Source organism: Glutamicibacter sp. NPDC087344, assembly GCF_044744225.1.
GTDB lineage: Bacteria > Actinomycetota > Actinomycetes > Actinomycetales > Micrococcaceae > Glutamicibacter.
The window spans coordinates 26,337-43,865 of the sequence record NZ_JBIUXY010000002.1; the positions used below are offsets into that span (position 1 = coordinate 26,337).

General features: G+C 59.1%; 20 protein-coding genes. 14 read left to right on the forward strand and 6 right to left on the reverse strand.

The features are described 5' to 3' along the window. Nucleotides 1–52: 52 nt before the first annotated feature. From ACIOWL_RS03130 to ACIOWL_RS03140, 3 genes are all read left to right on the forward strand, one after another. Nucleotides 53–247 (forward strand): MbtH family protein, encoded by a 195-nt coding sequence (locus tag ACIOWL_RS03130; RefSeq protein WP_400381591.1) that lies wholly within the window; start codon nt 53–55, stop codon nt 245–247. Beyond that, nucleotides 244–1,593: an enterobactin transporter EntS gene (entS, locus tag ACIOWL_RS03135; RefSeq protein WP_400381593.1), complete on the forward strand. Its 1,350-nt coding sequence runs from the start codon at nt 244–246 to the stop codon at nt 1,591–1,593. Before ACIOWL_RS03130 ends, entS begins: the two co-directional genes overlap by 4 nt. A gap of 638 nt (nt 1,594–2,231) precedes the next feature. Further along, the gene (locus ACIOWL_RS03140; RefSeq protein WP_400381596.1) at nt 2,232–2,477 is read left to right on the forward strand and encodes a hypothetical protein; all 246 of its coding nucleotides are present in this window, start codon (nt 2,232–2,234) and stop codon (nt 2,475–2,477) included. A 281-nt stretch (nt 2,478–2,758) separates the two neighbouring features. Here the strand turns inward: ACIOWL_RS03140 and ACIOWL_RS03145 are convergent, their stop codons facing one another. The 5 genes from ACIOWL_RS03145 to ACIOWL_RS03165 all read right to left on the reverse strand — a co-directional run bounded on the left by ACIOWL_RS03145 (nt 2,759) and on the right by ACIOWL_RS03165 (nt 5,841). Continuing rightward, entirely contained in the window at nt 2,759–3,025 is a 267-nt protein-coding gene (locus ACIOWL_RS03145) for a hypothetical protein (RefSeq protein ID WP_400381598.1), read from the reverse strand. An 88-nt stretch (nt 3,026–3,113) separates the two neighbouring features. Further along, nucleotides 3,114–3,446 (reverse strand): type II toxin-antitoxin system HicB family antitoxin, encoded by a 333-nt coding sequence (locus ACIOWL_RS03150; RefSeq protein ID WP_400381601.1) that lies wholly within the window; start codon nt 3,444–3,446, stop codon nt 3,114–3,116. 14 nt (nt 3,447–3,460) lie between these two features. Further along, nucleotides 3,461–3,706 (reverse strand): toxin HicA, encoded by a 246-nt coding sequence (locus ACIOWL_RS03155; protein WP_400381603.1) that lies wholly within the window; start codon nt 3,704–3,706, stop codon nt 3,461–3,463. A 426-nt stretch (nt 3,707–4,132) separates the two neighbouring features. Then, nucleotides 4,133–4,864, reverse strand: a complete 732-nt coding sequence (locus tag ACIOWL_RS03160) for a 4'-phosphopantetheinyl transferase family protein (RefSeq protein WP_400381604.1) — start codon at nt 4,862–4,864, stop codon at nt 4,133–4,135. Between the two features lie 290 nt (nt 4,865–5,154). Then, nucleotides 5,155–5,841, reverse strand: a complete 687-nt coding sequence (locus ACIOWL_RS03165) for a type 1 glutamine amidotransferase domain-containing protein (RefSeq protein WP_400381606.1) — start codon at nt 5,839–5,841, stop codon at nt 5,155–5,157. 349 nt (nt 5,842–6,190) lie between these two features. Between ACIOWL_RS03165 and ACIOWL_RS03170 the strand changes: the two genes are divergently transcribed. Continuing rightward, on the forward strand, nt 6,191–7,144 hold the full coding sequence (locus tag ACIOWL_RS03170; RefSeq protein ID WP_400381609.1) for an AraC family transcriptional regulator N-terminal domain-containing protein: 954 nt from the start codon (nt 6,191–6,193) through the stop codon (nt 7,142–7,144). An 80-nt stretch (nt 7,145–7,224) separates the two neighbouring features. On the opposite strand, the gene ACIOWL_RS03175 is transcribed toward ACIOWL_RS03170, so the two are convergent. Next, entirely contained in the window at nt 7,225–9,630 is a 2,406-nt protein-coding gene (locus ACIOWL_RS03175; protein ID WP_400381612.1) for a LuxR C-terminal-related transcriptional regulator, read from the reverse strand. A 338-nt stretch (nt 9,631–9,968) separates the two neighbouring features. Between ACIOWL_RS03175 and ACIOWL_RS03180 the strand changes: the two genes are divergently transcribed. The 10 genes from ACIOWL_RS03180 to ACIOWL_RS03225 are packed head-to-tail and all read left to right on the forward strand — an operon-like array spanning nt 9,969 to nt 17,429. Then, nucleotides 9,969–10,988, forward strand: coding sequence for a DJ-1/PfpI family protein (locus ACIOWL_RS03180; protein ID WP_400381614.1), 1,020 nt, complete (start codon nt 9,969–9,971; stop codon nt 10,986–10,988). 21 nt (nt 10,989–11,009) lie between these two features. After that, nucleotides 11,010–11,447, forward strand: a complete 438-nt coding sequence (locus ACIOWL_RS03185) for a nuclear transport factor 2 family protein (protein WP_400381616.1) — start codon at nt 11,010–11,012, stop codon at nt 11,445–11,447. Between the two features lie 17 nt (nt 11,448–11,464). After that, a complete protein-coding gene (locus tag ACIOWL_RS03190) occupies nt 11,465–11,947 on the forward strand; it encodes a nuclear transport factor 2 family protein (protein ID WP_400381618.1) in 483 nt (160 codons plus the stop codon). 17 nt (nt 11,948–11,964) lie between these two features. Next, nucleotides 11,965–13,482: a toluene monooxygenase gene (locus ACIOWL_RS03195; protein WP_400381620.1), complete on the forward strand. Its 1,518-nt coding sequence runs from the start codon at nt 11,965–11,967 to the stop codon at nt 13,480–13,482. A 1-nt stretch (nt 13,483) separates the two neighbouring features. Further along, nucleotides 13,484–13,789, forward strand: a complete 306-nt coding sequence (locus ACIOWL_RS03200) for a toluene-4-monooxygenase system B family protein (protein ID WP_400381622.1) — start codon at nt 13,484–13,486, stop codon at nt 13,787–13,789. Then, entirely contained in the window at nt 13,786–14,106 is a 321-nt protein-coding gene (locus ACIOWL_RS03205; protein ID WP_400381624.1) for an MmoB/DmpM family protein, read from the forward strand. The genes ACIOWL_RS03200 and ACIOWL_RS03205 overlap by 4 nt, the downstream gene beginning before the upstream one ends. Then, nucleotides 14,103–15,119: a hypothetical protein gene (locus ACIOWL_RS03210; RefSeq protein WP_400381627.1), complete on the forward strand. Its 1,017-nt coding sequence runs from the start codon at nt 14,103–14,105 to the stop codon at nt 15,117–15,119. The genes ACIOWL_RS03205 and ACIOWL_RS03210 overlap by 4 nt, the downstream gene beginning before the upstream one ends. A 5-nt stretch (nt 15,120–15,124) precedes the next feature. Continuing rightward, nucleotides 15,125–15,451, forward strand: coding sequence for a Rieske 2Fe-2S domain-containing protein (locus tag ACIOWL_RS03215; RefSeq protein WP_400381629.1), 327 nt, complete (start codon nt 15,125–15,127; stop codon nt 15,449–15,451). After that, the gene (locus ACIOWL_RS03220) at nt 15,448–16,689 is read left to right on the forward strand and encodes an NAD(P)/FAD-dependent oxidoreductase (RefSeq protein ID WP_400381632.1); all 1,242 of its coding nucleotides are present in this window, start codon (nt 15,448–15,450) and stop codon (nt 16,687–16,689) included. Before ACIOWL_RS03215 ends, ACIOWL_RS03220 begins: the two co-directional genes overlap by 4 nt. Continuing rightward, on the forward strand, nt 16,686–17,429 hold the full coding sequence (locus ACIOWL_RS03225) for an iron-sulfur cluster assembly protein (RefSeq protein ID WP_400381635.1): 744 nt from the start codon (nt 16,686–16,688) through the stop codon (nt 17,427–17,429). The genes ACIOWL_RS03220 and ACIOWL_RS03225 overlap by 4 nt, the downstream gene beginning before the upstream one ends. Nucleotides 17,430–17,529: the final 100 nt, after the last annotated feature.

The following is a 17,529-nucleotide window of genomic DNA, read 5'->3' on the forward strand; positions in this document are numbered from 1 at the left end:
CCATTTTTTAGTTTCAGAGAATTATTCACAAGTTTTATCTCAAGGAGTATCCATGAATCCCTTTGATCGCACCGACGGCAGCTTCCTAGTCCTGGTCAACCACCTGAATCAGCACAGCATCTGGCCCGAGTTCGCCCAGGTTCCCGAAGGCTGGAACCAGGTATTCGGCCCGGCGGCCCTTGGGGAAGTCAACGAATACGTTGAAGAGCACTGGAGCGACATCACCCCGCGGGAATCCGCCCAGTGATCACGTGGCTGCGCCGCCACAGCATTGATCTCGGTCCGCTGCGCAGCAGCCGCTCGTTCTCCCTGATCTTCTGGGGGCGTTTGGTATCCATTGCCGGCATCGGGGTGCTGAGCACCGCGATTCCGTTGCAGGTATATGCGTTGACCGGCTCCTCCATCCAGGTCGCGCTGGTGGCCACGGTGATGGGTATCGCCGGATTTGTTGGCGCCTTGTCCGGCGGCCTGCTGGCCGACCGGTTGGATCGACGCAAACTGATTCTGGTGGCCCGCAGCGCGGCCATTGCCGGATTCGCGCTGCTGGCGGTGAACGCCTTCCTGCCCGACCCGTGGCTGGCGGCCTTCCACGTGGCCGCGGCCGTGGACGGGTTGGCCGGCGGCATCAGTGCCACCGCACTGTCTGCCGCCGTGCCGCGCACCGTCGAAGAATCCCAGCTTCCGGCCGCGAGCGCGCTCATGGCCATCAGCATGGATTTGGGCATGGTGCTCACCCCGGCCTTAGGCGGCCTGCTCTACGCGGTAATTGGCCCAGGCTGGCTGTATATCTGGGTGATTGCCGCGAGCTTAGCCAGTGTGGCGTTGCTATACCGGCTTCCCGAACTGGAGCCGGGGGCGGAGGAACAAAACGAGATTGATCAGCAGATCCGCCGGGCCTCACTGCTTGGTGCTTTCACCCAGACCTGCACGCAGGCCTGGGGCGACACCCGGGAAGGACTGGGTTTTGTCACCCGTGATCGGATCATCGGGCCCATCATGCTGCTGGGGTTCATCCAGCTGTTGTGCGCCTCGCCGTATGTGCTGATTCCCGAGTTCGCCGAACGGCAGCTGGGCCTGGGACCGGAAGCCGCCGGGCTGCTCTACTCGGCCCCGGCCGCGGGCGCGCTGCTGGCCTCGCTGTCCAGCGGGTGGACCTCCAGGGTCCGCCCGGTGGGCCGGATTCTGCTGCTCGTTTTGTGCGCTTCCAGCCTGGGGGTGCTGGCCCTGGGGCTGAGCAATTCCCTCTGGGTGGCATTGGTGGCCATGGCCCTGACCGGTGTGGGAGATGTTTTGGCGGAGATCTTCCGGTACACGATCATTGCCCGCCGAACCCCGGACCGGCTCCTGGGCCGGGTCAGCGCGGTCTGGAGCGCCCAAGGAACCGTGGGTGATACCCTCGGCGGCCCGTTGCTCTCGCTGCTGGCCAAGGTGTTGGGCCCCGGTGGGGCAATTGCCGCCGGCGGGGCCATGGCCCTGGTCTTCAGTGTCGCCGTCGCGGTTTCCGGGAAAGAACTGCGCGCGCTGCAGATTCAGCCCGAGGGCCCCGAAGCCATTGATGACAGCATTCAAGCGGCGGCCGGCGACAACGCCTAACTCGCCACTAACAAGGCGCCGGGAACTCGAATCACTTCCGTTCCCGGCGCCTTGTGGTTTGCTGAAGTTGACCTCTATGTATGCAGAGATTCGAGTTTGGATGACTGCCAGACCAAACGGGTTGGGTCGCGTCAGCGCGGTTCAACATTTGTTGTTTGTGCCTGTAGTCCGCATGCGCAGGATCTCCCAGAATACGTAGTTTAGAGCTAAAGAATCGGCAACAAGTTGGCAATAGGGACTTGGCGGCCTGCATGATTTTTCGGCACAGGAGCTCATCCGGGAAATCAAATGAATTTCATTGCTCGAATGGACCTGGGTTTCTTGTTGGAGGTAACGATCTATTGACACAATGGTTGGCTTATCGGTACCCATGTGTCATGAAGACGATGACGACACGTGAGGCGTCTGCAGTCTTGGGCGTCACCACTGAAGCTGTCAGAAAAATGCTGAAAACTGGGCGTTTGGAACAGGCCGGGGTGGCTTGACGAACGATCCTGATAGACACAGAGTCGGTGTACCGTGCAAAACACGCAGGTAGGCGCTCGGGCCGTTTATGGACAGATCAAACCGCTTGGGCTGCCCTGTTTTTGCTCTCTGGCCAAAAAGTCACCTGGCTGTCTTCAAGCGAGTTATGGAGGTTGCGCAAGAAGATTTCCCGCATTTCGGCGGAGGAATTCCACCAGCTTGCGCGCAATCGCGCGACACCACGTCGTTTCCGTGGCAGCGTCTCATCAAAAGCCCAGCTATCTACAGTCCTTGGCATCACAGGCATTACAAGTCTTGAAGATCGTCGTATTGCTAACTCCTTCGGCTTGGCTGCTGGAACTACTGGTCTGGAAGGCTACGCAACGGCCGGGTTTATCGACGAAATGCCAGGAGGCTAGGGCTCAGAGAAGACGCAACCGGTGACATATTGATTAGAGAGCTCAACTTCGTACCGCCACTTGAAAATGGCAAAGTGCCCATGGCTGCCATCGCAGTCGATCTGCAAGATGCGCATTCCACCCGCGAACGATCCGCCGGACGAACCAAAATCGAAGAGTTGTTATATGAGCGATAAGACAACCCCGCGCCAAACACTCAGCGTCGAACTTCCGGCAGGGGGATGGCCGCACATGAGACTCGAATCTAGTTCTCAGCGTGGCTGCGACTAACTCCACAGTCTTCAGGGGAGAGCAGGTGCATTGGTCGGCAACTGGCGCAACGTTTGGCGCAGTTCGTTAGTTTTGCTGTCGACTGCTTCTCGGCTGCGTGGGTTCACTTCGCGCGCTTCACTGCGCACCCGTAGCCATTCTGCTCGCCAGTGTTTAGCTTCGCGCTCTGTAGCAGCTTCGCTTTCCCACGTAGAGTACCTGCCGACAACCTGTGTGGTCAGTTCACGCATTACGTCGTAGATCATCGGATCAAAGTTGTGGTCTTGACTCTGGGTCATCTTTCACCTCTCCAGTAACGTCCGATGGTACCAAGAACGATACCTTTAGGGGGTTCGCACAAACCTAGTGGCCTGCATGATTTTTTCGTTAAACTGACGCTAGACGCTCTGAGAGATACCGATTAAGGGATACGCCTTGAGTGGCTGCCGCAATGGTTAGCTCACGGTGTTTTTCGGGAGAGACGCGCAGTTTGATGTTGCCGCTGTACTTGCGCTCAGTAATAGGACTTGGGACGTCTTCGCCGTTGGCCTCCATGTCCTCGATTACCTCACGAAGAAGCGAGCGAAGACCGAGCAGTGCTTCGACTTGATCCTCGTCCATCCAAGACAGCGAAGGAAACTCGGCCACGCTGGCAACGTACTCTTCGTCTTCAGGCGACCATACAACGCTGTACACGTAATGGGCTACAACAGATGACATACTAGCTGGCATTTTCAGTTCCCTTTGCGCTCTTCTGCCTTTTCGATTGCATTGAGCACTTGCCTCACCTGGTATGGCTTGGCCATGCCATTTTTGTTTTGAATATTAACGCGTGGATCGCCTTGCCGCGGCATCTTGAAGACGCAATGGCTTCCACTTGTTCGAGGTTCACCAAAATATGCAATGCATACTTTCACGAGCTCTGAATACCGGACCCCATTTGGATTAGAGTGCATTTTCTTCACGATGTCGTCAATCATCGGTACACCTCCATGGTTCCACTAATGGCACCATCTTGGCAAGGGTGTGAACCCCGCAAGATCTGTCACTGACAGGGTACTTCTATCCGCGGGTTACTGGCATCACTCGTCATACCTCTGTGCATTTCTCCCTGCACCGACTGTCAGGAAAGACTGGAGTTCACGAGTTGAGTTTCACCTAACGTCTCTTTCGAAATCTATGAGTAACTGAGTCGCTCGCCAATTTTGAGGCAAGGTCTCATAGGCAATCGTGGGCGATGGCCAGAACAGGTCAGAGGCTACCCCTGCGCGAATCCACATGGGTTTTTCCAGCAATAAACGTTTGTTCGCTAGTGCGGTCAGCGACAGGGGAAACCCTGGAAGCGGCCGGTGGAATGACGGGGAGAACGTACTTCGCTCGCTCCGATGTGAGCCCAGCGGTCGAGCCTAGAATTTGTTCAAGTCGGAGATGCTAAGAGGGCGGGTCTTCAGCGGCTTCGAACAAGCCAGCGTCGCAACATGCCCATCCCCGGCCTGAATCTGTTGCAGGAATAACGAGCCAGAATCGACACCGGGTGTGGGAACTGATACCCAGACCCCTAGCGGAGCGGCGCCGACTTCAAAACTGCTCGGATCAACACGCAATCCCTCGCCGGTGGCTTTGAGCAGTGCCTCCTTGGCGGAAAATATACTCAGGCGCAGGGAGTCGGGGTGCGCCTCTGAGGCCACGAGGACGCGCTCGCCGGGGGACAGTACCGTATCGTCAAACCCGGGAAAAACACCCGGGGCGCTCAGCGCCGGCCCTCGTTCCACATCCACACCAAGCAGCGCATTGGCCGGGCCCACGGCAGCCAAAACCAGTTCACGGGTACGGGAGAGCGAGACCGCGCGTTGCGGGTGGCGCGGTTGGCCATGATCCGTAATTCCACAGTCCGGGCAGTGGCGGGTAATCGGCAAGGTATGTGCGATTCGCGGGTCGGTGCCCAGTTCATGAGAAAGCAACAGGCGCAATAGGGCACGGGAAGCAAGGAGTGCCGCGGCATCGGCCGGTTGCTTGAGCGTTTCAGCCTTGGAGGCTTCGGCACCGAGTACCGGCTCGTAACCGCCCATGGTGTCTACCCATGAGGCCACCTCGTCGGGACGGGCCAAAAGATAACTGAGGTGTTCTGCTGAATCCACACCTTAAGCCTACGGGTGGCTGAAGCAATCGTGGTGCACATGACAAACAAGATGAGGCACTGAACTTGGCCTCGGCGAACTTGGCGAAAACACAATGCCGAGGGCCGGACGCTCTTGGGTGTTAGCGTTCGGCCCTCGGCCTATCTTCGAGGGGAATGGGTTGCACGGCGGTTCTCATGGGGCAGCGCTGACCCCGGAACGTTGCTCAGCGTTTACTGGGCCACCGCTGGAGAACAGATACGTGCTCAAGATCCACGTTTCCTCCTCGCTCTCGATACTCAGTACAGGAATTAGGCCTGCACCGAGAGGGTCTGCAACAGTGCCTGGGCAACCGCCTTGGATGATTCTGGATTTTGGCCCGTGATGAGCAATCCGTCTTGCACCACGTGGGAGCTCCAGTCATCCCCGCTGGAATAGATTCCGCCGTTCGTTTTCAGCATGTCTTCAACAAGGAATGGAACGACATCGGAGAGTCCGGCCCCTTCCTCTTCTGAGTTAGAGAATCCAGTGACCTGTCGCCCTTCGACCAGAGGCCGTCCGTCAGCGGTCTTGACGTGGCGCAACGCGCCAGATGCGTGACATACCAAGGCGGTGGGTTTCTGGGCCTGAACAAAATCCTGGATCAGTTTGATTGACTGCCGGTCTTCGGCCAGGTCCCACATCACTCCGTGGCCACCGGGGTAAAAGACAGCATCGTAATCATCGGCGGAAATCGTGGACAGAGGCACCGATTGCCCCAGCACGGCCAGCGATTCCTGATCGGTTTCAAAACGACGAGTCTCATCGGTTTGGTATTCGCTTTGGGTGCTGAGCGGATCCAGCGGTGGACGGCCGCCCTTCGGCGAGGCGAGGGTGATCTCCGCCTTAGCTTCTTTGAACAAATAGTAGGGTGCCACAAATTCTTCTAACCAGAACCCGGTTTTACGCCCGCTGTTGCCCAGCTGATCATGTGAGGTGAGTACAATCAAAATTTTCATTCAGGTAGCCTTCCTGCTTTGGGGAATGATGAGGAGAAAGTTGGAGAACCAGAGGGTATGTGCCCGCGACAGCCGGGTAATAGCGCTACGCATGGAGACCAAGAACGGGGCACAGTTTCTGACTGCCGAGGTTCTGAATCCAGTACTAACAAAGGTAGGACAATGCCTGAGCAGTTACTTGCAGATTCCATCGTCAGTATTGTGGATTCCTACAATCCTGTGAGAAGGTGTTCGGAATCGTTCCGCATAGCGGATATTGAGCAGCAACGTTCTTTGGCCGGGAGATATCCGGTGAGTGAGAAGATCTTTTCCCGAAAAATATTCAGCTGTGCACATGTCAGGAACTTACATGTTTGATTCGATGGAACCTTTGGATTTCCGCGTCAGCTCCGCCGATGTGGTGGCCGAAATCAAGGAATTGGCACGAGAGGTAGGTACCAACTCGGGTGCTTTTCCAGGTCTGGTCATCTACCGCTACGAAGCGCCTGCTGCACCAATATGGGAAGAAGTCAGCGAACTGCACCTCTGCGTGATCATGCAGGGTCGAAAATGCATCACGATGAACGGGATCGAGAAGTATTATGATCCGTTTTCGTATCTGGCGGTGCCCGGTGACGTTCCGTTTAGGACAGTTATTCTGGAGGCCAGCCCTGCAGAGCCGTTTCTGTCTTTTGGTCTGCAACTTGATCCGGATCTGGTCCGGCAGGTGTCGGCTGAGATCATGGAAGAACAACGGTCGGCTGGCCAGATGAGTCCATCTGCGAGCACTTCGGCCGGTGGAACATCTCATTCAGTATTGAGCCGAGATTTTCTGGACGCGATTCTAAGGTTCCTGCGCTCGCTCAAGTCAGAAACCGAAAAAAGGGTGTTGGCGCCGGCCTACCTACGGGAGATTGTCTTCCGCGCGCTGCAAGCAGAGCAATATGCTCCTCTGGTGAAGCGCGCCGCCGGCGAGCAAACGCATCAGCCAATTCGGGCGGCCATGTCCTATGCCAAAGAACATCTGGCGGAACCTTTGACCGTGGGTGAATTAGCGGTGCAGGCGCATATGAGTACTTCAGCGTTCTCACCCCTTTTCCGCGAAGTGACGGGACAATCTCCGTATCAGTTCATCAAGGATCTCAGGCTGAAACGCGCCCGCGAGCTGTTGTTGGCCAGTGGCTCAAACATCACCGAGATTTCGCGTGAAGTTGGGTATGGCAGCGCCTCGCACTTCATCAATGAATTTCGCGATCGCCATGGGATCTCCCCACGCGCGTTCGCCGACAACCGCTCTGAATGGATGGCGCCGGTTCACCACTAACTTTCCAAGGCTTACTGGCAAATTTGAGACCTGCGGCATCACTTGGCTGGGAGATCAACTCAACCAGGCGTCTTCGGCACCTAGTTTGCCGCTTTTTCCCCCTGTCCCACATACCACGCGGCGATCTGAGTGCGCGAGGTGAAGCCCAGCTTGGACAGGATATTTTCGACATGCCCGTCAACCGTTCGCGGGGAAATGACCAGGGTGCCGGCAATGTCCTTGTTGGTATTTCCTTCGGAGAGCAGGCCGGCAATTTGCTGTTCGCGTTTGGTTAGTGAAACCCCAGCCGGGGTTTTCAGGTTAATCCGCGGTGCGGGCTGCTGGCTCGACGGGCTGTGAAGCGGCGCCGCCACCTCGGTCGCCCCGGAGGCATTTTTCAGCGCAATCTCGATGGCTTCAACTTCGCTTGGTTCACCGACCGCCGCATGGATCTGCGCGACCCGGCTTTCACCCAGGGCCTGCTGCACCAGGTTGATGGTCTGCAGCGAATCACCCTCCAGGTGGGGTCCGAACGCGGCGATTGAGGTACCAAATCCTCGCCAGACCGACCGGGCTGCCAGGTGGGCGGTGCCCGCTTGCTCAAACTGCCCCTTGGCTGCCAACGTCCAGGCCATATCGTCAATGGTCAGCGCGGTGCAAATGCCGTCCAGGAAGTCGCGTTCAATTTCCAGCCCGGCCATTTGAGAATTCAAGGCGGAGTCAAGGTCTCCCAGGTGGCGTTGGCATAAACCGGAGACCCAATGCGAATACGCCTTGGTCCACAGCTCGCCGAGCGCCTCGCTTTCAGCAATCGCGCCCTGACAAGCCGCCAGCCCTGCCTCGGCATGAGCTCTGCCCGCGTAGGCCTGCGCCCAGGCGCGCTGGAACACGGCGATGAGCGCAGACATGGTGTCGCCCACCCGGCGGTGCACCGCGATGGCCGAGCCGAACATGTCAATTGCCGGTTCCAGATCCCCGCCAAAAAGATGGCGCAGCGCATCCCAATGGTCGGCATGGGCCGCCAAAACCGGGTCATTTCTCAGTTCGGCCACCTGACGGCACTCTTCAAGATAAACCTTGGCCCCATCGCGGTCTCCCTGGACCAGGCAAACCCAGGCGGCTGACCACAACGCATTGCCGCGTTCAGCGGTGGGTTCCTGCGTCAGTGCCAGCAGGCGATCCATCCAACGACGCCCATCGCTGAGGTTTCCGCCAGCGTGCCAATGGTAGCGAAGCAGGGCCGCCAGGGTGGCCCCGGCCAATTCTTCTCCCGGGGTGGTCGCAGACCACTCGAGGGCTGAGAGCAGGTTCGCATGATCACGCCGAGCGGCGGCAAGCCTGCCTGCCTGATCCGGGCCGCACCACTTGGAGACCATGTCAGCGGCGCGTTGCAAGTAGTGATCACGTTGCCTCCGGCGCAGGTCGGCGGTTTCGCCGCTGGCTTCAAGGAGCTCTGCACCGTATTCACGAAAGGTGAAAAGCTGCCGGTACCGTTGCTGTTGCCCGCTGCGTGCGAGCGACCCGCGGGGACGTTCGGCCACCACCAGTGATTTTGAGATCAGGTGATCCAACAGGTCGAGGACTTCGCCGCGGCTGATCTCCCCGAAACCGCACACTTCCTCGGCCGCTTCAAGATCGAAACCACCGGGGAAGACCGTCAACCGGGCCCACAGCAGGCGTTCTGCCGGGGAACATAGTTCATAACTCCAATCCACCAGGGCGCGTAGCGTCGCTTGCCGGGGGACCGCTACCCGGTTGCCACCGGTCAGCAAGTCGAACCGGCGATCAAGGCGCTTGAGCAGTTCGGTGATGGACAACGACCGCAAGCGTGACGCTGCCAGTTCGATGGCCAGCGGAATCCCATCCAAACGCTGGCAGATCTGGGCAATCGCGGACTGGTTGTGGCTGGTCAGCTGGAACTCCGGATCGATGCTGCGGGCCCGGTCAATCAGCAGCAGCACCGAGTCGTATGCCTCAATGGACTGGTGAGCCGCCGCCGAATCGCTGGGAGCGGCCAGCGGCGGCACCAGGTAGATCTGTTCGCCAAGAATTTCCAGCGGTTCGCGGCTGGTGGTCAGCACTCGCAGCCCGGGGGCGACCTCCAAAAGTTGGGCAACAACATCGGCAACATCCTCGACCAGGTGCTCGCAGTTGTCCATGATCAGCAGCAGCTGCCGATCCCTCAGGTAGTCAGCCAGGCGTTCAAGCGGGGACCTGTTGGATTGGTCGGGCAGGCGTAATGCCGTGGCTATCTGGGAGCCAATCAGCGACCCGTCTTCCAGCGCGGCCAGCTCAACCACCCACGCCCCGTCGCGGAATGTTTTGCGCGAACGTGCCGCCAATTCCAAGGACAACCGCGTTTTACCGACCCCTCCGGGGCCTAAGAGGGTCAGGAGCCGGGCATGGGCTAATAAACCGCGCGTTGCGGTGATCTCATCTCGTCGGCCAATGAAACTTGTTAGATCTGGCGCCCCCTGCAGCGGGCCGCTCACTGTTGTGTGGTTCATGATCCTCCTGTGATGGGAAACACAATACAGGTAGGTAAGGGGGTGATATCACCCATGTTTGCTGCGGATGAAATCACCAGACTGTAAACACAACAGAAAATCAACAAGTCAGGAGGGTGGCAATGCGAAAACAAAACCTCGTTTCGAGAACAGCTCTGCCGCCCCAGAGCACCTGGCCGGCCCAAACTTTCCGGGTGGATCAACACTAAGGAACCCAGATCTGCACCGATTCGAAACCCACCCGGCGTATTCGACGTCCACTAGCCGGCCCAACGTGAGCAGCGCGGGCCGCTATCCCTTCAACCCCCTTATTCCTCCAACAGTATCGGGAGCCTTTCATGCCTCGAATTGCCTACCTCCTCTCTAGCGCACATGAAATAGACCTGCGCGACAGCCCCAATCACCCCACCGGTTATTGGGCAGAGGAAGCACTGAAGTCATATGAAAAGTTTGTCGAAGCAGGAGCCGAGATCGTGGTGCTGACACCCGACGGCAAGCTGCCGGTGGCCGACCCCTACGGGCTTGAACCGATTTTTCATTACCCGGACGCCGACCGCGACTACTTCGCCTCGGTGTACCGCACGTTCCACCACGATCCAGATGACATCCGGATCACCCTGTCCCACACCACCGAGCAAGAATTGATGGCCTCACGCCGGATCGCCCGGTTGCTTTCCGAGGCGGGTCACAGCGAGCGGGAAGCCCACACCTTGATCAGCAAGGCGGCAAAAATCGCTTGGAGCCAGCAGCGGAAACTGGTTGAGGTGATGGTTGCTGAAGAGCTCACCGGAGGCCTGAGCGAACAGGCGCTGCGCGCAGCAGTCGCAGAACTTGAGGCAGACAGCGCCGCACTGGCCCAGTCTCGCAAAGCCGCCCTTGACGCTATCGAGGGGTTCAACGCTCCGGTGTCGCTGGCTTCGCTCAGCGAGCAGGAACTGCAGGAATTCGACGCGATCTTCGCCCCAGGCGGCCACGGCCCCATGGTGGATCTGTACAACAACCCGGATGTTGGCAGGCTCCTGGAGATCCTTCACAAGAAAAATGCGACCATCGCCTCGCTGTGCCACGGCCCGGCCTTGCTGCTCTCGGCCCCGGATCGCGAGGACGGCCAGTGGCTGTTTGAAGGTTACCGGCTCACCTCGTACACCGATGACGAGGAAGACCAGAACAAGATTGGCCAGCTGGGCATGCCGTGGCTCTTGGCCGACGCGCTGCAGAACACCGGCGCAATTTTTGACGATGCGCCCTATGCCTGGGCTTCTCACGTGGTGGTGGATCGAAACCTGATCACCGGCCAGAATCCCAATTCAACCGAGGCTACCGCTGCTGCGGTCGTCAAGGCACTCGACCTTGTCTGAACCCACCTAAAGGAGCCAATCATGTCACCCACCCAGCAGCACATCGTCGAATCCTTCCTCACCGCGTTCCGCGACAAGGATGTCGCCGGGGCACTGCAGAATGTGTCTGAGAACGCGAGCATCACCATTTTCCCGCTTCGCATCACCGACGGTCCGAAAAACGTGATGACCGAGCTGCTCAGCGACATCGTCATAGCTTTTCCGGATCTGCTCCTCACCGTCAAAAACGTGATCGAGCTGGAACACGGCAGCGTGGTTGTTGCCGAATTCAAGGTCGAGGGCACCCAAGCCGCGGATTTCCTCGGGGTGATCAATCAGGAAAAGCACCTGGACGTCGACACCGCATGGCGGTTCACCCTTGAGAACGGCCAGATCAACCACATTGACGCCTACTGGTGCCAAAACCAGCTCTACCGCCGGCTTGCCGTCAAACGGCAAGACCAAGTGGCCATCGTCTAACGAGAAGGAGAAGTCCAATGATTTCACTCGATTCCAACTCAACGTCGGTGGCTCTGACACCTGCGGAAGTTGTCACCAAGTTTTTTGATGTTTACCGTCAACGCGACGTCGTCGCCATGACCGAACTGTGCACGGACAACGCAGATTTTTCCTATATTCCATTCGAAGTATGGGCGAAGCAGCGGGTTGTGCGTGGGGATGGAAAGGTCCGCACCATCGGCCGGGTCATCTGGAGCGGGCTGATCAACGCCTTCCCGGATCTGGGCAACACCGTGTTCCACATCGATGCGAACAACGAAACCGGCAACGTCGTAGTTTCCTGCGACATCACCGGAACCCAGGACTCCGCGTGGGGATTCATCGAATCAAAAGGTCAGTATTTCGCTGAACCGCACCTCTTCATCATGCACGTGAACAACGACGGATTAATCGACAGCATTAGTGCCTATTGGGACAACTCAGGTGTCAATCGGCAACTGGGCCACCTCGAAGTCGACTAGAAAAGGGAGCTAAAACCATGGCATTGCTCAAGCGCGAAGAATGGCAAGATTTTGTCCGCAACGTCGACTGGACGCTGTCCTATGTTGATGACGAAGCCGTTTACCCTGATTGGCTGTCCGGCACCGGCAAGGTACCCCGCGAAGCCTGGCTTACCTGGGAAGAAGGCTACAAGGTCAGCTATTCCGAATATGTCTACACCCAGCGTGAAAAGGAAGCCTCGACCTTTGCGGTCAAGGCGGCCCTGCAGCGGACCTCGACCTTTGACCATCTTGACGAGGGCTGGAAATCATCCACTAAAATGCACTTCGGCGGTGTCGCCCAGGTTGAATACACCGCAATGCTCGCCGAACTCAAGATGGCACGATTCGGCCTGAACGCGGCCTGGCGAAACATGGCCGTCTACGGCCAGCTGGACGAGCTGCGGCACAACGCACTGACCACCTTCTTTGGACACGAACTCATCGTCAAGGATCCTCAGTTCGACTGGACCCAAAAGGCCTACAGCACCAATGACTGGGTGCCGATCGCCCTGCGCACCCTGTTCGACGGCTTCATGACCACCTCGAACGCCGTCGACTGTGCACTGATGTTGCCGTTGACCTTTGAAACCGGCTTCACCAACCTGCAGTTCGTTGCGCTCTCTGCAGATGCGATGCAAGCCGGCGACATCAACTTCGCCAACATGATCTCCTCCATCCAAACCGATGAGGCCCGGCACTCCCAGCAGGGGGTGGCCACGCTGGAAATCCTGGTGGAGCACGACCCGCAGCGCGCCCAGTGGATCATCGACAAGGGATTCTGGTCCAACGCCCGCGCCTTCGCCGCGCTGACCGGGCCGGCCATGGACTACTACACTCCGCTGGAGCACCGGAAGCAGTCCTACCGCGAATTCATGGAGGAATGGATTGTCGACCAGTTCATCCGCACCATTGAAGACTACGGGCTGAAAAAGCCGTGGTTCTGGGATGAGTTCATGCGCGGCCTGGACACCTGGCACCACAGCCTGCACATGGGCATGTGGTGGTGGCGTCCGACGCTGTGGTGGAACCCTACCGCCGGAGTCTCCAAGGACGAACGCGACTGGCTGCGGGAGAAATACCCCAACTGGGAAGCCGTGTACGGGGACAAGTGGGATGTCATCATCGACAACGTCAACGCCAACAACGTGCAGGCGACACTTCCCGAAACCCTGCCGTGGCTGTGCTCGACCTGCCACCTGCCGATGTGCAACCCGACCCAGGCTCGTGACGGCAGCTGGCGCATCCGCGACCACAAGCTGGATTACAACGGCAAGAAGCTGCACTTCTGCAGCCTCGGGTGCCGGCAGATCTGGTGGAAGGACCGCGACAACGTCAACCACCAGACACTCGTCGACCGGTTCCTCGACGGCCAGATCCAGCCGATGACGGTTGAAGGAATTCTGGGATACATGGGAATGACCCCGGAGGTCATGGGTGATGATCCGAACTACTCGGCCTGGACCCGCGACTACCAGGGACGCGAAGCCCGCGGACTAATCAGGATTGGTGAGTGAGATGTCTGAAGAGAAAATTGAGCTCGGGGTTGAAGACCGGGCCCCGGAAATGGTGTCGCTGAGCGCGGTGTTCTCCACGGATTTCGTCTCCATCCTCGTGCCGGTCACCACGGCCAGCACCATGGATGAGGTCGCCGCCGCGGTGGCGCACCATTCAGAAGGACGACGGGTCAGGGCCCTGCCGCACCCGAAAATCGTAGTCCACAACGGCCGCAAGCTGCCACGCTCGATGACCGTTGCGGAAGCCGGTATCACGGCGATGGATTTTGTCTCGGTCGAATACGACATGTCGGAGGTTATCTCATGAAAAATCCAGTCGGCCCCGTGCTCCGCATCGGCGATGAAGTGGACAAGATCATTGAGGCCATCGAGGAAGACAACCCGGATACCGAGATCGAGGTGATTGACCGCGGCGCCTACATCCGAGTCCAGGCTGAAAACAAACTGGTACTCACCGAGGCGACCCTGCAGGACTATCTCGGAGCCGACTACCGGATCCGTTCACTCGAAGTGGTGTTGTCCTCTTTCGCCGGGCGAGTTTCAACCACCAGCGATTCGATCATGTGGGAAAGCGCTGAATCAGCCAAAGCTTCCGCAAAACTGTTGAAGGAATCAAACCGATGAGCACCCAAGCCCCTAAACAACGCAAGCAGCGGACCTTCAGCGCTTTCGGAGATGTGCGCCGGCTGCCCAGCGAATACGAGGTTGTCACCCACGCGCAAAACTGGAATACCCGCAGCGGCAAAAAGAGCGTGTTTGAACAGAACCCGTCCTCACCGGGCAACCTGTGGTTTCTGACCTACCGGGAGAATTCCCCATTCCAAGCAGATAATTGGGAAGGTTTCCGGGACCCGGATCAGATCGCCTACCGCTCCTACGTCAACCTGCAGGCAAGCGAACAGACCAAACTGGACGGCGTGTTGGAAAAGTACGGTGACAGCGGGGCAGATCAGACGCTGTCGGCGGAGCAGGTCACCATGCTCGGTGAGCTTTTCACCCCGTCGCGGTTCCTGGTCCACGGATTCCAGCAGGCTGAAGCCTACATCGGTTTCATCGGTCCGACCTCCTACGTCACCAGTGCCGCCGGATACGCGAATGCGGACTTCCTGCGCCGGGTCTCAGCCGTTGCCTACCGCACCCGGGCCTTGCAGATCGCCCACCCCGAGTCCGGAATCGGAACCCGGGAACGGGAACTGTGGGAGAAGCACCCCGCCTGGCAACCGGCCCGGGAAGCCATCGAACGGGCGCTGATCGCCTATGACTGGGGTGAAGCATTCACCTCGCTGAACCTGGTGCTGGGACCAACACTGGATGATGTGTTGCTGCAGCAATTCGGCGACGTGAGCAGAAGCCGCGGGGATGAGCAGTCGTGGCTGCTCTCCGGGCTGCTCGGCTCGGACAGCGCACGGCGCAACCGCTGGAGCGGTGCCTTGGCCAAATACGCGATTGCCCAGCGGGCCTCCAACGAAGTTCCGCTGCGCAAATGGATCAACCGGTGGTCGCAGATCGCGGACGCCGCGGCCGCAAGTCTTGCCCCCTTGCTGGGCAAAACCGAAGACGACGTTGTCGCCAGCGCACGCGCAGCGCGCGAAGCATTCCATGCAGACATTTTTGAATTGGCAGAGAAAGTGGGTTGAGTACAATGAGCGAAACGATCCCGCAGCAGTGGCAAGAGGTCTCCTCCCTCGATGACTTGTGGGAAGGCGAAATGACCGCGGTTGAGGTCAAGGGGAAATCGGTCCTCCTGGTCAACCACGACGGTGAGGTCCTGGCCTACAAAAACCGTTGCCCGCACCAGGAATGGGCCTTGGATGACGGTGACCTTGACGGCAACAAGCTGACATGCGCCCAGCACCTGTGGGAATTCGATGTCTGCACCGCCAAGGGCATCAACCCCTCAACCCACTCGCTCAGCGCCTATCCGTGCCAGGTCGCTGAGGACGGCACCATCTCGGTAGATGTGTCATGAAATCCGTGGTCCTGGTAGGTGGTGGGGTGGCCACAACGGCCACCGCCACCGGGTTGCGGAACGGAGGATTCGAGGGCGAGATCATTCTTGTCACCGACGAGACCCACCTGCCGTATGAACGTCCGCCGCTGTCGAAGGAGTATCTGTCCGGGGAGTTCGGCCAGAGCGACTTCCAGATCAATTCGGAAGACTGGTACACCCAGAACAACGTTGAGCTGGTGCTGGGAACTCGGGCGGACAAGCTGGATACCGCCGCCCGCACGGTCCAGCTATCCGATGGCCGTTCGCTTTCCTACGACGCACTGGTGCTGGGCACCGGTGCCAGGGCCCGGACCCTGGAAGGCTTCGGGGGTGATCGAATCCATGTGCTGCGGAACTTCGCTGATGCAAGCCGGCTGAAGGGCCGCATCATTCCCGGGCTTCACCTGGTAGTTCTGGGTGCGGGATTTGTCGGTTGCGAGCTGGCCTCGGTCGCTGCCAAACGCGGCGCCCAAGTCACCGTGTTCCACCCCGGCTCCATTCCGCTGAGCCGCGGGGCGGTCCCGGAAGTCGGACACAGCATGCTCTCCATCCACCATGAAAACGGCGTCAAATTCCGGGTGGGAGAAACGGTCACCTCCATGACGCAGACACCCACCGGGTTGGAACTGAGCACCAGCGACGGGGAGAAGATCATCTGCGATGAACTGCTGCTTGCCGTCGGTTCGGTACCCAACACGGAGATCGCCTCTGACGCAGGGATCGAGGTGGACGGCGGGATCATCACCGACGAGTACGGCCGAACCAGCGCCGCAGGGGTCTACGCGGTAGAGGATGTAGCGGCCCAATTCCATCCGAAGTATGCGCGCAGGATTCGTATCGAGCATCACGATACGGCCATGCGCCAGGGGATGAACCTGGCTCGCAACCTGCTCGGTGAGTCGGTGCCATTCAGCGAAGAGCACTACTTCTGGTCCCACCAGTATGAACACAACCTGCAATCGGTAGGGCTGTCCGAGGGAGGCCAGCGCGTGATGCGCGGGTCGCCGGAGGGCCGTTCGTTCTCGGTGTTCACCGTTGACGGCGGGCAGATCAAGGCCGTGGTGACACTGAACCGTCCGCAGGATGTGTTGCAGGTGAGAAAACTGCTCAATGTCGAACATCAGGTCACTGCGGAACAACTCGCCGATGAGGGGTTCGCGCTCAAGAGCCTGCTCCCGCAGCGGGTCAGGCCGGCACGAAGTGAGGTGAAGAGATGAGCACGATGGAGAAAACCCTGCAGATCCAGGTGCAGGAGGAGCAACTGAGGATGGCCGCCTCCGAGGTGACCACCGCACTGTCCCAGGTGCTGGGACTGTCCGCCATCGACGCACGGTCGCGGCTGCGTTTCGGACCGGGGGCAACCTATGAACGGTTGGCTCGGCTCCTGGACAAGGCGCTGATGCAAGCCGAGGCATCCGGGCTCGATCCCCACGTGCTCGTGGTGGACACCGGCCATGCGGCGGCTGCCGAAGACATTGTGCGGATCCGCCGGAAGGCCCATGGTCTTGCCGACTGGATCAGCAGCCCCGCCAGCGACGTGAGCCTGACGCTCAGGCCACGCGGGCTGATGGGATCGGCTGCCTCCGAGGCTCCAACCGCGCACGCCGTCCCGGCCGCTGAACGCGTGGTCCTGGTGGAGCCTGATACGCAGGCCGCTTTGGACGTCCGCGAGGCGCTTTATGACGTGATCGATCCGGATTTGGGAATCAACGTGGTGGATCTCGGGTTTGTGCGTCGGGTCGAGGTTGATCCGGCGGGGCTTGCCCACATCACGATGACCTTGACCTCCGCGGCCTGTCCACTGACCGAGGTGATGGAGCGCAACATCGAAGCGGTGCTCGCCAAGAGTGGTTCGAAGTTCGAACTGACGTGGGAGTGGGTGCCCTCGTGGCGGCCGTCAGATATCAACTCTGAAGGGCGCGAACAGCTTCAGGCCATCGGCTTCACCGCCTTCTGAGAACCCCAAAACACGTTGACCCCGCCGGGCTGCAGCCCGGCGGGGACAACGTTGTGGCTATTGGTCACCTTGCGACGAGCACTAGAAGAGGGAATATTCG

Coding starts and splice junctions, on each gene's coding strand:
- ACIOWL_RS03130 (WP_400381591.1), top strand. CDS start 53: ATGAATCCCTTTGATCGCACCGACGGCAGCTTCCTAGTCCTGGTCAAC.
- ACIOWL_RS03145 (WP_400381598.1), bottom strand. CDS start 3,025: ATGACCCAGAGTCAAGACCACAACTTTGATCCGATGATCTACGACGTA.
- ACIOWL_RS03150 (WP_400381601.1), bottom strand. CDS start 3,446: ATGTCATCTGTTGTAGCCCATTACGTGTACAGCGTTGTATGGTCGCCT.
- ACIOWL_RS03155 (WP_400381603.1), bottom strand. CDS start 3,706: ATGATTGACGACATCGTGAAGAAAATGCACTCTAATCCAAATGGGGTC.
- ACIOWL_RS03165 (WP_400381606.1), bottom strand. CDS start 5,841: ATGAAAATTTTGATTGTACTCACCTCACATGATCAGCTGGGCAACAGC.
- ACIOWL_RS03170 (WP_400381609.1), top strand. CDS start 6,191: ATGTTTGATTCGATGGAACCTTTGGATTTCCGCGTCAGCTCCGCCGAT.
- ACIOWL_RS03175 (WP_400381612.1), bottom strand. CDS start 9,630: ATGAACCACACAACAGTGAGCGGCCCGCTGCAGGGGGCGCCAGATCTA.
- ACIOWL_RS03180 (WP_400381614.1), top strand. CDS start 9,969: ATGCCTCGAATTGCCTACCTCCTCTCTAGCGCACATGAAATAGACCTG.
- ACIOWL_RS03185 (WP_400381616.1), top strand. CDS start 11,010: ATGTCACCCACCCAGCAGCACATCGTCGAATCCTTCCTCACCGCGTTC.
- ACIOWL_RS03190 (WP_400381618.1), top strand. CDS start 11,465: ATGATTTCACTCGATTCCAACTCAACGTCGGTGGCTCTGACACCTGCG.
- ACIOWL_RS03195 (WP_400381620.1), top strand. CDS start 11,965: ATGGCATTGCTCAAGCGCGAAGAATGGCAAGATTTTGTCCGCAACGTC.
- ACIOWL_RS03200 (WP_400381622.1), top strand. CDS start 13,484: ATGTCTGAAGAGAAAATTGAGCTCGGGGTTGAAGACCGGGCCCCGGAA.
- ACIOWL_RS03205 (WP_400381624.1), top strand. CDS start 13,786: ATGAAAAATCCAGTCGGCCCCGTGCTCCGCATCGGCGATGAAGTGGAC.
- ACIOWL_RS03210 (WP_400381627.1), top strand. CDS start 14,103: ATGAGCACCCAAGCCCCTAAACAACGCAAGCAGCGGACCTTCAGCGCT.
- ACIOWL_RS03215 (WP_400381629.1), top strand. CDS start 15,125: ATGAGCGAAACGATCCCGCAGCAGTGGCAAGAGGTCTCCTCCCTCGAT.
- ACIOWL_RS03220 (WP_400381632.1), top strand. CDS start 15,448: ATGAAATCCGTGGTCCTGGTAGGTGGTGGGGTGGCCACAACGGCCACC.
- ACIOWL_RS03225 (WP_400381635.1), top strand. CDS start 16,686: ATGAGCACGATGGAGAAAACCCTGCAGATCCAGGTGCAGGAGGAGCAA.